Below are 14,416 nucleotides of genomic sequence, written 5' to 3'. Positions count from 1 at the left end.
ATGAATATACTTATGAGCTTGGTAGGGGTGGTCACCCTACTCGCGATTGGTTTCTTGTTGTCCAACAACAAGAAGGCAATCAATCTTAGAACTGTCGGTGGTGCACTGGCAATTCAGGCTGCATTGGGCGGTTTTGTCTTGTACGTGCCGTTCGGTAAGGACGTTCTCAAGAACGTATCCGATGCTGTTTCCAGTGTTATCGGTTATGCACAAAATGGTATCAGCTTCCTGTTTGGTGATTTAGCTAACTTCAAAGTTGGCTTTATCTTCGCAGTGAACGTGCTGCCGGTTATCGTGTTCTTCTCCTCTCTGATCGCTGTGCTCTACTATCTGGGCATCATGCAGTGGATCATTCGTATTTTGGGTGGGGCGCTGCAGAAGGCCCTGGGCACCAGCCGTACCGAGTCCATGTCTGCCACAGCCAACATCTTCGTGGGTCAGACCGAAGCGCCTCTGGTGGTTCGTCCCTTTATTCCAACCATGACTCAATCTGAGCTGTTCGCCATTATGGTGGGTGGTCTTGCATCTATCGCAGGTTCTGTTCTGGCCGGTTATGCACAGATGGGTGTACCTATCCAGTATCTGGTTGCGGCTTCTTTCATGGCGGCACCTGCGGGTCTGTTGATGGCCAAGCTGATGCATCCTGAAACTGAAACTGCCAAGAACGACATGGATGAGCTGCCTGAAGATCCAGACAAGCCTGCCAACGTACTCGATGCTGCCGCTGCCGGTGCTTCTTCCGGTATGCACCTGGCACTGAACGTTGGTGCTATGCTGCTGGCCTTCATCGGTTTGATTGCCATGATCAACGGCATCATAGGTGGTATCGGCGGTTGGTTCGGTATGGAAAACCTGACTCTGGAGCTGATCCTTGGCTATATCTTTATGCCGCTGGCTTACCTCATCGGTGTGCCTTGGAATGAAGCCATGGTTGCCGGTTCTTTCATCGGTCAGAAGATAGTGGTCAACGAGTTTGTGGCTTACATGAACTTCGCACCCTACATCCATGATGCTGCCATGAGCTGTACTGCTGTTGCCGCTGAGGTCACTAAAGAGTTGCCTATGTGTGTGGCTGAAACTCAGGCGCCAATGACAGTCCGTACTCAGGCGATTATCTCTTTCGCTCTGTGTGGCTTCGCTAACTTGTCTTCCATCGCTATTCTGCTGGGCGGCTTGGGTGCCATGGCACCAAATCGTCGTCACGATCTGGCTAAACTGGGTCTGCGCGCTGTGGTTGCCGGTTCTCTGGCTAACCTGATGAGTGCGACTCTGGCCGGTTTGTTCCTGGCACTGTAAGACGGTAGTGAACAGAGGCCTGAATTCGCAGGCCTCTTGTTAACCCAATCGATTTCCAAATTAGCTTTGCTTGGCTCCTGTGCCCACTTAGGTAGGCAACATGAGCAGAACAAGAGTGCAGATATTTCTGACTAGTGAGTGAAATGGGTACTTTTGTTCAAATATAAAATTTAGTGTTCGTATTTTATTTTGTCTTTCTTGTAGTTTTGGATGGAGAAGGTAGAATGCGGGCGCCAATTAAAAGAATGCTGCTCCAAGAGGGTAGCGAGAACCAAAGATGAATGGGGTTGATGATGAAAAACGTTAAAACTTTAGCTTTAGCCGCTACAGCGGTCGCAGCCGTGTCAGGCAATGCCAACGCCGCTGATCGTTCTGACCTGCACGCCAGTGACTACAAATGGATGCAGTTTAATGCGATGTACTCTATTGATGAGCATCCAATTGCTGCCGGTTCAGATGCCGAACATAACTACCTGGAAATGGAGTTCGGTGGTCGCTCTGGTATTGTTGATTTGTACGGTTATGTAGATGTATTTAACCTGGCAAACAGCAAGTCTGGTGACAAGGTTGATGGTGCAAGCAAGATGTTCATGAAGTTTGCTCCTCGCTTCTCAATCGATGCCATGACTGGTTGGGATCTGTCTGCCGGTCCTATCCAAGAAGTTTACTTCTCTACTCTGTTTAACTGGGGCGGTGGCGCTATCACAGGTGTTTACGATGCCAAAGACCCAGATGGTAAAGACGTTAAAGTAGAGACTGAAGGTGATACCAACGTATCATTCTGGGGTATCGGTGCCGACGTTATGGTGCCTTGGCTGGGTAAAACCGGCATGAACCTGTACGCTACTTATGACTTCAATAAGAAGGATTGGAACGGTTATCAGTTCTCCATGAACTGGTTCAAGCCTTTCTACTTCTTCGATAACAAGAGCTTCCTGTCTTTCCAAGGTTATGTCGATTGGCAGTTCGATATGGACGTTGATCCAAACAACTTCAACGCATTTACTGGTAAGAACAATAACTCTTCTCACGGTGGTAACGTGTTCCTGGGGCTGTACTGGCATTCAGATCGTTACGCGGTTGGCTACGGTGCCAAGTACTACAACAGAGTATATGGTCTGAATAACCAAGCGTTTGCCAACGAGTTCTGGGGTGGTTTGGATACAACTGGTTGGGGTCACTACTTCAGCGCTACCTACAAGTTCTAATGGTAGATGGGGGGTTATCCTCTAGGGTGACCCCCGTTTTTATTTTGCTCTGACTTAATCTTTACCTAAGCCTGAGCTATAGTGAGTTGGGTTCAATGAACCCGCAATATTAGCCGGAAGCTGGTTCAGCTTGTTTATGTAAAGGTTGACAGATTTCTCGCGTTAAAAGGGATTTTTCGCGGCAAGGCAAGGAACTCGAGTTCCCCCTTCCCGGTCTTCAAGGATTCAAGTCGTGATACTCGTTATCAAGGTTGAATACCCTACAAAGATGATTTGCAGTCAAATGCAGGCGTCGCCCGAAGGCCCGGCCATAACAATAACCACAAAAAGCCCCTCTGGCGCTGCCAAGACAGATTTTTAATCCTTTGATTTTATGTCTCGGAGAGCAATTATGAGCGATTTAAAACAAGCAGCACAGCGCGCCATCCAACTGATGGATCTGACCACCCTGAATGATGATGATACCGATCAGAAGGTGATCGAATTGTGTCATAAGGCCAACACTCCGGCCGGTCATACTGCTGCTATCTGTATCTATCCACGCTTTATTCCTATCGCGCGCAAGACTCTGGATGCCATGGGCGCCGATGATATCCGTATTGCCACAGTCACCAACTTCCCTCACGGCAATGATGACATCGCTATCGCCGTGCTGGAAACCCGTGCAGCAGTCGCTTACGGTGCCGACGAAGTGGATGTGGTATTCCCTTATCGTGCGCTGATGGAAGGCAACGAAACTGTTGGTTTTGAGTTGGTCAAAGCCTGTAAAGAAGCCTGTGGTGACAATGTGCTTTTGAAAGTGATCATCGAATCCGGTGAACTGAAAGACCCGGCGCTTATTCGCAAGGCTTCCGAGTTGTCTATCGATGCCGGCGCTGACTTTATCAAGACCTCTACCGGTAAGGTACCTGTCAATGCCACTCTTGAAGCGGCTGAAATCATGCTGACCGTTATCAGTGAAAAGAACCCCGCAGTAGGGTTCAAGCCTGCCGGTGGTGTACGTGATGCCGCCCAAGCCGCTGAATTCCTCGGTACAGCCGAGCGTATTCTGGGCAATGACTGGGTTTCACCCCATACTTTCCGTTTCGGTGCATCCAGCCTGCTGGCCAGTCTGCTGCACACGCTGGAATTGGCTGACGCTCCAGCACCGACTCAAGGTTACTAATCCCCGCTGATTGTGATCCAAGTCTATTTGGTGACGTCAAAACTTGGTTAGTATCTGTAATAAAGTTACTACATATTTTGACGTCCAACCCCAATACTGTAACGGCTTTTATAGACAAGGTTGCAGTAGAAAGGAGGCAGTATTATGTTTCTGGCACAAGAGATAATTCGTAAAAAACGCGAAAAAATGGCGCTTTCCAAGGAGGAGATCCAGTTCTTTGTCAAAGGCATTACCGATAACAGCGTGTCTGAAGGTCAGATAGCTGCATTCGGGATGGCGGTGTATTTTAACGACATGAGCATGGATGAGCGCATCGCACTGACTACGGCTATGCGTGATTCCGGCACTGTGCTCAATTGGGATAGCCTGCAGCTCGACGGCCCTGTCATAGACAAACACAGCACAGGCGGCGTGGGCGATGTTATCAGCCTGATGCTTGGCCCCATGGCGGCAGCCTGCGGCGGTTATGTTCCCATGATTTCAGGTCGTGGTCTGGGCCACACAGGTGGCACTCTGGATAAGTTTGACGCCATCCCCGGCTATCAGACTGAGCCCGACAGCGAACTATTCCGTAAGGTGGTTAAAGAGGTCGGTGTGGCCATTATCGGTCAAACCGGCGATCTGGTCCCTGCCGACAAGCGTTTCTATTCCATTCGTGACAACACGGCCACTGTCGAATCCATCCCGCTTATCACCGCCTCTATTCTGTCGAAGAAGCTGGCTTGTAGCCTGGATGCGCTGGCGATGGACGTCAAAGTGGGCAGCGGTGCCTTTATGCCTACTTATCAGGCATCCGAGGAACTGGCTCGTTCTATTGTTGCGGTTGCCAATGGTGCAGGTACCAAGACCACGGCTCTGCTGACAGATATGAACCAGGTGTTGGCCTCCTGCGCCGGGAACGCGGTCGAAGTGCTCGAGGCGGTGAACTTCCTTACCGGCAAATATCGTAATCCGCGCCTCTACGAAGTCACCATGGGACTTTGCAGTGAGATGTTGCTGCTCGGTGGCCTTGCCGCCAATGAGGCCGAGGCCCGCAGTAAGCTCAACGCCGTGCTGGATAATGGCAAGGCCGCCGAGATCTTCGCCCGTATGGTTTCCGGACTGGGCGGCCCGGTCGATTTTGTCGAACATCCTGAAAAATACTTGCCCCAAGCCAAGATTATTCGTCCTGTATATGCCGAGCGTTCCGGCTTTGCTTACAGCATGGATACCCGTGAACTCGGCTTGGCTGTGGTCACTCTGGGTGGTGGTCGTCGTAAGCCAGGTGATGCCCTGGATTACAGCGTCGGCCTGACACAGGTTTGTGCCCTGGGACATGAAATCAATGCCGACAAACCGCTGGCAATGGTGCATGCCCAGTCAGAAAGCGCCTTCGAAGAAGCCGCTGCCGCGGTGCGCAGAGCCATAGTCATTGGCGACAGCGCCCCTGAGAAAACACCGGAGATCTATCGCGCCATCCGCGCTGCCGATCTCCAGGAGAAGTAGTATGAAACGTACCATTATTTTAATGCTGGATTCCTTCGGCGTCGGCGCAGCCGGTGATGCTGCCAAGTTTGGTGACCTGGGTTCAGATACCTTTGGTCATATCGCCAAAGAGTGTGCCGAAGGGCGTGCCAATGATGGCCGTGAAGGGCCGCTGAAGTTACCCAATCTGAGCCGTCTGGGGTTGGCACATGCCGCCATGGAAAGCACAGGTCAGTTTGCCCCCGGGTTTGACGCCGATGTCGAGTTGATAGGCGCTTATGGTCATGCCGAAGAGCTGAGCTCAGGCAAGGATACCCCCAGTGGTCACTGGGAAATGGCCGGTGTTCCCGTGCTGTTTGATTGGGGCTATTTCAGCGACAAACAAAACTCTTTCCCCAAAGAATTGACCGATAAGATCCTGGCACGCGCCGGCCTTGGCGGTTTCCTCGGCAATTGTCACGCATCCGGTACTGCGATTCTGGAAGAATTGGGTGAAGAACATATGCGTTCCGGCCTGCCTATCTTCTATACCTCGGCCGACTCTGTGTTCCAGATTGCCTGCCATGAAGAAAGCTTCGGCCTGGAAAACCTCTACCGTTTGTGTGAAATCGCCCGTGAAGAGCTTGAGCCATATAATATCGGCCGAGTCATAGCGCGACCTTTTGTTGGCAGCGGCGCCGCCGATTTTGCCCGCACCGGCAATCGCCGTGACTACGCGGTAGAGCCGCCGGCGAAAACTGTGCTGGATAAGCTGAAAGCCGCCGGCGGCCAAGTGGTCAGTGTCGGTAAAATTTCCGATATTTATGCCCACTGCGGTATCACCAGCAAGGTTAAGGCCTCGGGCCTGGAAGCCTTGTTCGATGCTACACTGGAGCAGGTCAAGGCTGCCGGTGACAACACCATAGTCTTCACCAACTTCGTGGATTTCGATTCCCACTATGGCCACCGCCGTGATGTGGCTGGTTACGCCCGGGGACTGGAATACTTCGATGCAAGATTGCCTGAAATCCTGGCACTGCTGAATAAGGATGACTTGCTTATCCTGACCGCAGACCATGGTTGCGACCCTACCTGGGAAGGCACAGATCATACCCGCGAACATGTGCCGGTTCTGGCCTATGGCGCAGGTTTGAGTGCCGGCTCATTGGGGCGTCGCAAGAGCTTTGCCGATATCGGCCAATCCATTGCCAGCTACTTCAAGCTGGAACCAATGGAATACGGCGAATCATTTATTCGCTGAAAGATATGGCTCCCTCGCCGGAGCCGTCTTTAATAAACAGACTTGAGTCTTTATAAAACTAACGGGGTTATTTCGATGGCAACACCACATATCAATGCAGTTGACGGCGCATTCGCTGAAACCGTACTTTTCCCTGGCGATCCATTGCGGGCCAAGTACATTGCCGAAACCTTCCTGGAAAACGTAGAACAGGTTACCGACGTACGTAACATGCTCGGTTTCACAGGTACCTACAAAGGCAAGCGTATCTCTGTGATGGGTTCAGGCATGGGTATCCCTTCCTGCTCCATTTATGCCACAGAGCTTATCAAGGACTATGGTGTCAAGAACCTGATCCGTGTAGGCACCTGTGGTGCAATCAGTACTGACGTTAAAGTGCGCGATGTGATCATCGGCATGGGCGCCTGCACCGATTCTCAGGTGAACCGTCTGCGTTTCAAAGGTCAGGACTTTGCTGCCATCGCCAACTATGAGCTGATGAGCGCCGTAGTCGACTCAGCCAAGACTCACGGTACCAAAATTCGTGTAGGTAACGTGTTCTCTGCCGATCTTTTCTACACTCCGGATCCTGAAATGTTCGACGTGATGGAAAAGATGGGAGTACTGGGTGTGGAAATGGAAGCTGCCGGTCTCTACGGTGTTGCCCATGAATTCGGTGCCCGCGCTCTTTGCGTGGTAACAGTTTCCGACCATATCCGTACCGGTGAGAAGACCAGCTCTGATGAGCGCCAAACCACTTTCAACGATATGATCGTCATGACGCTGGATGCTGCGATTACCCTGTAATCCGGTAACCAACTGACATCATAAGGGCTCCCTCGGGAGCCCTTATTGTTTTTAAGCCTTTCCACTTATTCCAGGAGTGCGGCTCTGCAGCTGAAGCTGGCTCTTGGGCTACTCGTTCTTTTTGTTTGCTTCTGCAGTTTGAGGCTCCCGTTTGGGGACCACTCCCGGCCAGGGACGTTTACCGCGGGGATCGTCCGCATCGACAGGATCCGGGATCAGGCTATCGTTGGCTTGCTTGGCTTGCTTGGCTTGCTTGGCTTGCTTGGCTTCGCTTTGGTCGCTTTGGTTACTTGGGTCAATTGGGGGCGCTGAAGTTTCAGCGCCTGTTTCAGTTTGGACCTTTTCCCCTGTTTTATTGCCAATCCCGGGTTCAGTGTTTACCTTCGAGTGCTCCGGCCTGGCAGTCTTTGTGGCCAAGGCTTTGGCGGGCTTTTCTGCCTGTTTGAGAGGCGTATTGGTGTTGAATTCAGCGTCAAGCTCTGTCTGGGATTCGCCGGTATCCGGGGCTGAATCTTGGCTTTCGGTGGCAGTAGGTTCAGTATCCGCAGCTTCCTTGGCGGTTGCTTTTTCCTGTTGTTTAAGCTTTTTACGCCTGCGCTTGACTCTGGTGCGGCGGCGGTCAAAGTCGGCGCGTTTGAACGACAAGGCCCGCGACAGCAACAGGCCGATAAAGCCCGCGACTATCAGCATCAGTTGCTGCTGCTCCATATTCAGCTCGTGGGCTTCTTTGATCTCATTGAAAAACAGCTTGGGATCCAGCCTGACTTCGACGAAGCCCAGGTTTTTACCTTGCTGGATCACCGGCTCGACATAAGGGGGATAGGGCGCCAGCAGATCATCCAGCTCCGGGGAATCCGGCTCCAGCAACTCTGGGCTGACATCCTGGGCAAAGGATAGCCGCTGGCCATCCTCGCTGTAGATAGTCGCCGCCATCACCTTGGGATCTTCCACCAGGGCGCTGGCCAGCCATTGCAACTGCTCATCATTTTGCAGTTGCAACGCCGGTGCGGCACCATAGGCTGTTTGTTGCACCAATAATCTGGCCATCTTTTGGGTTTGGGTCTTCAGAAGCCGCTGCCCTTGTAGTAGGCTTGTCTGCCACAGCTGGACCAGGCCGACCAGCAGAGTGACGGCTATGGCGATCTGCAGCAGTCTGCTGATCTTCTGGCTTTTTTTAAGGCCCTTGAACAACAATACTTTGTCCCTTAATCAAATTCGGTGTTTCCCTAATCATAATGGATTATGGGTATGCCCGATAGCCGGAGAGCAGTGACCATGGAGTCAGTCTTACCTTTTCCCCTGTTGGCCAGTCAACGTCAGGATGGTGTCTATGTCTTGAGTCTGCAGCAGCATACTTGGCCGGCCTTCAAGGAAGGACAACACGCTCAGGGTGAGAGATTACGGCTGATCTTCAGTGAAAAGGCCGCGGCTGCTGTTGCCGGCTTGCTTCCCGAGTTGGCACCGAGGGCGGTGGCGATTTTGCAGCGCGAGCAATCCTTGTATGGGCTCGAGTTGCTGCTCGAGGAGAGTATCTGTCAATCCATGCAGAATCGTCTTGAGTCAATTTGCGAGCTGGACTACCTGTCCATTGCGGAGACAACGAGTTTACCGCAGCTTTCGACTCCAGGCCTGTTGGTGATGGATATGGACTCGACCGCCATTACCATTGAGTGTATCGATGAATTGGCGGCCGCTGCCGGCGTGGGCGCCGAGGTGGCACAAGTGACCGAGCGGGCGATGCAGGGGGAGCTGGACTTCGAACAGAGCCTGCGCCAGAGGGTGGCCAAGCTCAAGGGCGCGAATCAAAGTATTATTGATGACCTCTGTGCCCGCTTGCCCTTGAGCCCCGGGCTTGAGAGCATGATAGCCGAGCTCAAGTCCCATGGCTGGCGCATTGTGGTGGCCTCAGGTGGTTTTACCCCCTTTGTTGGCCATCTGCAGCAGTTGCTTGGGTTGGATGCCGCTTTTGCCAATGAACTGGTAATAAGCGATGGCAAGTTGCTCGGCGAGGTTAGCGGCCAGGTAGTGGATGCCGCCTTCAAGGCTGATGTGGTGAAAACATGCGCCGGGCAGTGGCAGATAGCTGCCGGGCAAAGGCTGGCCATAGGCGATGGTGCCAACGATATCCCCATGGTACAGGCGGCCGATTTTGGTATTGCCTATCATGCCAAACCTAAGCTGGCTGCGGCGGCTGCGGCCAGGATCAATAAGCTGGGCCTGCAGGTATTACCTTTCTTGCTGCAAGGGCGCTGAAGCGTTAACAGTTAGAATTAGAGTGATTGCTCTTGTTTTTGTGACCGGGATTCATTAGCTTTTGCTATAGAACCCGGTGACGACACACTCCATGGAAACTGTACAGCAATCAATCTTTCTGCCTTATCGAGATGGCAAACTGCATCTTCGGAAAATTTCTCCCGCAGCCGGTTTTCGGCATCAGATCCCGATTTTGATGTTGCATGGCGCCATGTCCAACGGCCGGGTGTTTTACAGCAGCAGAGGTCGAGGTCTGGCACCGTTTCTGGCCCAGGCTGGCTTTACCGTCTATGTAATGGACAGTGCAGGTCGCGGCCTCAGCACGCCTAAGTTGGCGCGAGGGTTTGAGCTTGGACAAGGCGAGGTCATCCGTGAACAACTGCCCCTGGTGCAGCAGTATCTGCTCGAGGCCGAATCCCTGGACAAACTGCATTGGTGTGCCCATTCTTGGGGCGGGGTGCTGATGGCCAGCGCCTTGGCCCGATTTCCTGAACTGCAAGCCTCGGTGGCATCACTGCTTACCTTTGGCAGCAAGCGCACCATAAGAGTCAGGTCATTGAAAAAGTGGCTGATGGTGGATCTGGTTTGGAACCGCCTGGCTCCCGGCATTGCCGCTGGTCACGGCTATCTCGCGGCCGACAAGTGGCGCATGGGCATGGATAACGAGAGCCGGGCTTCGCTACAGCAGAGCATAGATTGGGTACGCGGTGATTGGATAGATCATGACGATGGTTTCGACTATGGCCGGGCTGCCGCCAAAGCCACTTGGCCCAAGAGTTGGTTTATCGCCGGACAGAATGACACTGTGCTCGGCAACCCGGAAGATGTGCTGGATATGATGGCCGAATGCGGCTTGCAAAATAGCCGCTTTACCTTACTGTCACGGGAAAACGGCAATCGCCACGACTATGGTCATGCGGATATGCTGACCCATGTGGATGCACCAAACGATCATTTCAACAAGGTGCTCGCCTGGTATCAGGGGGTTGAGCTTTCCAGCGTCAGTGACTGAGCTTCTGGATTTAATTCCGGGTAGCGCAGCAAGACCTCGCTGGTGATTTCCAAAAACTCGCCGACGCCCACCACCCGCCACAGCATCTCTTCGAGCTTCTTGGCCTTGTGCTTGGCATGGACACCTATATATTCCAGCTCGCGACGGATATAGCCCAGATCCGGTTTACCGGCGGCGCCGCGATAGACTTTCAAGGCCATAAAGCTGCCGAGCGACTGTGCCTGACGGATAAAATCCACTTGGGCCTGACGCTCCGCCAGTTCATGGCGGGCAGTGCAACGCAGCCGCAACTGGCCGCTGGATTGGCGTACCAACTGCACAAAGACTTCGAAGCTGTCCATGGTCATCTGCGGCTTCATCGCCCGTATCGGGCCGATAAAGTCGCGCTTCAGCCGGCCGTCTTGCAGTAAAGGTTCGAGATTGAACTGCAACTGCTCAGCGCTGCTGTTGGCGAACAAGTCGCTGACGGCATCCGGCTCTACGCCGACCCCCAGCGCCGACAAACGGAAAGACTTGACGGTTTTTTCCACAAGAAAAGGCACTGAATGCAGTTTGCGCATCAAGAGGTTTTTCATCGCTTCGGCCAGTTCTTTGACCTCAGAGTTATCCTCTGTCAGTTGCTGCAATTTCTCGCGGTTTTGCTCTATCAGGCGATGTAAAAACTCCACGCCCGGATGAGGCGTGTGGCCCATAACTGCCGCCAGATGCAGGGTGACACCGTTTTTACGGCTGCGCACCAATCGATAGGGCAGCGCCTGAAGTTTTGCCTTGGGCGCCAGCTCCTGCAGTTTGGGAAAGCTCAGCAGCAGCGGCTCCTTGGGGTTGAGAGTCGCGTTCTCATCCAGGTTCAGCTGCAGGCCACGACTGGAAATATCATGGGTGATCCCTGTGTATTGCTGTTTGCCCTGACTGATGTTGACCAGGGTCTTGAAGGAGAACCTGGCTTCCTGGCGCCGTTCGCTGAAATACATGGACACCAATCGGATACTGTTGGTGGTGATTTTGGCTTGGCCGAAACGCTTGAGCTCATTGGCGTCCATCTTGAATGGCCAGCGACGATACTCTTCGGCGGCCTGTTCGTCGGTCACATCCATCAACTGTAATATGTGGCTGTATTTGCTCAGCTGCTGCTCAGTCAGTGCCGAGTAGTTGCTGTCATCGCCCGGGAGCATGGAGGCCTTGTAGGAACCCCGGTGGTCTATGGTATCCAGGCTCACCTGGATAACCTTCCAACTGCCCTTGGTGGCACCAAAGCCGAGAAACAGAGGTTGTAGGCGGCTTTTTTTCAACTCGCTGAGGCTGGCAGAGTAGAAGTAGAGTTGACCACGGGCGTTATAGGTAAAGCTGAACAGTAATCTGTGGTCGGCGTTGTCCGGCTCGGCGAGCATGGCCGCCAGTCTCTGCTTGCTCAGCAGTCCCGGCAATTGGTTGATATCGGCTTCATCGAGGAAATCGTGCAGCAGTGCCTGATTGTCCCGACTAAGCAGCAGAGCACCAATAGCAGGCTTGCCTTGGCTGTCCTGTTCGATAAACAGTGGCAGGTGCGGCAGATGAGCCAGGTAATGGCGCTCGAACCCCATCCCAGTGGCGGTTACCAGCACATCGTTGACATCCACCTTATAGCGGAACTTATAGCCGCGAATGAGGCTGGCGAGCATTTCGGCCAACTGTTCGCTGCCGCCGATGCGCTTGAGCCGCATCCAACAGGTGTCCTGCTCTGTCTGGGCATCGACTATCTGGTAGTCGACCCCGAGTTGCAGATCCCGGTAATAGTATTCATCGCTGAGATCCAGCAGCTTGACCCGCAGCGGCCGGTTGAGATCGAAGTTGTGTCTGGCGGGCAGGCGCACTCTGGCGCCACCGACGGAGAGATCCGCGGTATTGCCGCGCACCTCCTCTCTGCCGGGTTGGGAAACAGCTATCTTGATGCTGTAGTTCATCCGCTCTTCACTGCGGTTGAAGTAGCGCCCCAGCACAATCCCTGGTACCAGATAGGGATTCCCCTGTCCTTCCTGATTGCGGGGCGTTTGCTGCAGCTTTTGGCGACGCTGGCGATGCGCCTCCATTACCTGCTCGTACACTCCCATGGTGTACTGGTTGCGGTACAGTGCCAGTGCGGCATCAAAGGCCTCTTTGGCCGGGTCATCGAGGAAGTGGCGTTGGTCGGCGAAGCGATACTCCTGGCAGGGCAGTTCCGACTTGTCTCTGAGGTCAATGATCCTCAGGCAGGGGGAAGCCAGGCGCTGGATTTCCATCTTTAACAGAAAGCGGGTCGAGTTGGACTCTTCGGCGGTGAGCTGCAAGAAGATCTCACTGAAGTCCGGCTCCATCATCAGGGGCTTGAGTTGTTCAATCAGGGCGCTGTGGTGATCTGGGCTCATGGACTCGCTCTTTAAAGGGTGCTTATTCTTGTGCTGACTGTTAGTCTTATGTCGGCCCGGCTTTGGGAAGCTTGAACCCAATTCGGGATTATCACGCTGAAAGTATCACTTTGAAAGTGCAATTATTTTAATTAACTATTACAGATTTTACACAAGTTTGAACCCAGATGGCGAAGAATAAAACAGCATACGTGTGCAACGAATGTGGCCAGGACTTTCCCCGCTGGCAGGGGCAGTGCAGTGCCTGTCATGAATGGAATACCATTACCGAAGTCAGACTGGGGGCGGCCACGCCATCCCGGGGCGGTCAGTTCAGCGGTTATGCCGGCGCCGGTGCCAGTGAGATCCAGACGCTGGATCAGATAGATCTCAACGAAGTGCCAAGGATCCCCAGCAGCTTTATCGAATTTGACCGAGTGCTCGGTGGCGGCATAGTCGCCGGCAGTGCCATCCTGATTGGCGGGCATCCGGGGGCCGGCAAGAGTACCTTGCTGCTGCAGACTTTGTGTCAGCTGGCCGAGACCATGCCGGCTCTCTATGTGACCGGCGAGGAATCTTTGCAGCAAGTGGCGATGCGTGCCCATCGTTTGGGACTGCCCACCGGGCGTTTGAAGATGTTGTCCGAAACCAGTGTCGAGACCATCTGCACTGTGGCATTGCGGGAGAAGCCCAAGGTCATAGTGATAGACTCGATTCAGGTGATGCATATCAGCGATGTGCAGTCCTCCCCCGGTAGTGTGGCCCAGGTTCGTGAGTCGGCCGCCTTTCTGACCCGTTTTGCCAAGCAAAACGGTATCGCCATCATCATGGTCGGCCATGTTACCAAAGACGGCTCTCTGGCCGGCCCCAAGGTGTTGGAGCACTGCATAGATTGCTCTGTGATGTTTGAAGGGGACAGCGATAGCCGCTACCGTACCCTGCGCTCCCACAAGAACCGCTTCGGCGCCATCAATGAACTGGGGGTATTCGCCATGACGGAGCGGGGGCTCAAGGAAGTGGCCAATCCGTCGGCGATATTTCTGTCACGCGCCGATGAAGCCGCCTCCGGCTCCTTGGTGATGGTGGTTTGGGAGGGCACCCGGCCGCTGTTGGTGGAACTGCAGGTGTTGGTAGACAGCTCGGCACTGTCGCATCCGCGGCGGGTCGCAGTGGGGATGGATGCCAACCGTTTGGCTATGTTGCTGGCGGTAATGCATCGTCATGGCGGCTTACAGATGTCGGATCAGGACGTGTTTGTCAACGTGGTCGGTGGTGTCAAGGTGACAGAAACCAGCGCCGATTTGACTCTGCTGCTGGCCATGGTTTCCAGTTTCCGCGGTGATATTCTGCCCAGAGATCTGGTGGTGTTCGGCGAAGTGGGCCTTTCCGGCGAGATACGTCCCGTGCCCAATGGCCAGGAGCGTTTGGTCGAAGCTGCCAAGCACGGCTTTACTCGGGCAATAGTGCCCAAGGCCAATATGCCGAAAAAACCGCCTCAGGGGATGCAGGTGATAGGGGTGAGCAAACTCAGCGAGGCGCTCGGGGCTTTATGATTGCTATATGAGCGCTATGTGATTGCTATGTGAGTCATAGCCCGGAAAACAGGGCTATTGCGGCCCTGTATACTGCGAA

Annotated in this window: 11 protein-coding genes; 9 read left to right on the top strand and 2 right to left on the bottom strand. The window is 53.6% G+C overall.

Going from position 1 to position 14,416, the window contains the following annotated elements; translation table 11 throughout:
- From ACF8D4_RS16015 to deoD, 6 genes are all read left to right on the top strand, one after another.
- Positions 1-1,296, top strand: coding sequence for a NupC/NupG family nucleoside CNT transporter (locus tag ACF8D4_RS16015; protein WP_025009940.1), 1,296 nt, complete (start codon positions 1-3; stop codon positions 1,294-1,296).
- A gap of 293 nt (positions 1,297-1,589) precedes the next feature.
- Entirely contained in the window at positions 1,590-2,504 is a 915-nt protein-coding gene (locus ACF8D4_RS16010) for an outer membrane protein OmpK (RefSeq protein ID WP_392465934.1), read from the top strand.
- 391 nt (positions 2,505-2,895) lie between these two features.
- A complete protein-coding gene (gene deoC, locus ACF8D4_RS16005; RefSeq protein WP_392465880.1) occupies positions 2,896-3,669 on the top strand; it encodes a deoxyribose-phosphate aldolase in 774 nt (257 codons plus the stop codon).
- 144 nt (positions 3,670-3,813) lie between these two features.
- The gene (gene deoA / locus ACF8D4_RS16000; RefSeq protein WP_025009943.1) at positions 3,814-5,154 is read left to right on the top strand and encodes a thymidine phosphorylase; all 1,341 of its coding nucleotides are present in this window, start codon (positions 3,814-3,816) and stop codon (positions 5,152-5,154) included.
- 1 nt (position 5,155) lies between these two features.
- On the top strand, positions 5,156-6,373 hold the full coding sequence (locus ACF8D4_RS15995) for a phosphopentomutase (RefSeq protein ID WP_044733933.1): 1,218 nt from the start codon (positions 5,156-5,158) through the stop codon (positions 6,371-6,373).
- 75 nt (positions 6,374-6,448) lie between these two features.
- Positions 6,449-7,159 (top strand): purine-nucleoside phosphorylase, encoded by a 711-nt coding sequence (gene deoD, locus ACF8D4_RS15990; protein WP_025009945.1) that lies wholly within the window; start codon positions 6,449-6,451, stop codon positions 7,157-7,159.
- Positions 7,160-7,267: 108 nt separating this feature from the next.
- Here deoD and ACF8D4_RS15985 read toward each other — a convergent pair whose 3' ends face one another.
- Positions 7,268-8,353, bottom strand: a complete 1,086-nt coding sequence (locus tag ACF8D4_RS15985) for a YtjB family periplasmic protein (RefSeq protein WP_392465876.1) — start codon at positions 8,351-8,353, stop codon at positions 7,268-7,270.
- An 81-nt stretch (positions 8,354-8,434) separates the two neighbouring features.
- Here ACF8D4_RS15985 and serB point away from each other — a divergent pair, with 81 nt between their 5' ends.
- Positions 8,435-9,412, top strand: a complete 978-nt coding sequence (serB, locus tag ACF8D4_RS15980) for a phosphoserine phosphatase SerB (RefSeq protein WP_392465875.1) — start codon at positions 8,435-8,437, stop codon at positions 9,410-9,412.
- A gap of 91 nt (positions 9,413-9,503) precedes the next feature.
- Positions 9,504-10,424: an alpha/beta fold hydrolase gene (locus ACF8D4_RS15975; RefSeq protein ID WP_392465872.1), complete on the top strand. Its 921-nt coding sequence runs from the start codon at positions 9,504-9,506 to the stop codon at positions 10,422-10,424.
- On the opposite strand, the gene ACF8D4_RS15970 is transcribed toward ACF8D4_RS15975, so the two are convergent.
- Entirely contained in the window at positions 10,391-12,805 is a 2,415-nt protein-coding gene (locus tag ACF8D4_RS15970) for a PilZ domain-containing protein (protein ID WP_392465871.1), read from the bottom strand. The genes ACF8D4_RS15975 and ACF8D4_RS15970 overlap by 34 nt on opposite strands.
- A 167-nt stretch (positions 12,806-12,972) precedes the next feature.
- Between ACF8D4_RS15970 and radA the strand changes: the two genes are divergently transcribed.
- Positions 12,973-14,337, top strand: coding sequence for a DNA repair protein RadA (gene radA / locus ACF8D4_RS15965; protein ID WP_039033655.1), 1,365 nt, complete (start codon positions 12,973-12,975; stop codon positions 14,335-14,337).
- Positions 14,338-14,416 lie beyond the last annotated feature (79 nt).

Origin of the sequence: Shewanella sp. YQ_9 (assembly GCF_043103185.1) — a bacterium.
GTDB lineage: Bacteria > Pseudomonadota > Gammaproteobacteria > Enterobacterales > Shewanellaceae > Shewanella > Shewanella algae.
Note: the sequence above shows the minus strand (reverse complement) of the source record. Positions and strands in the feature narration are given on the sequence as shown.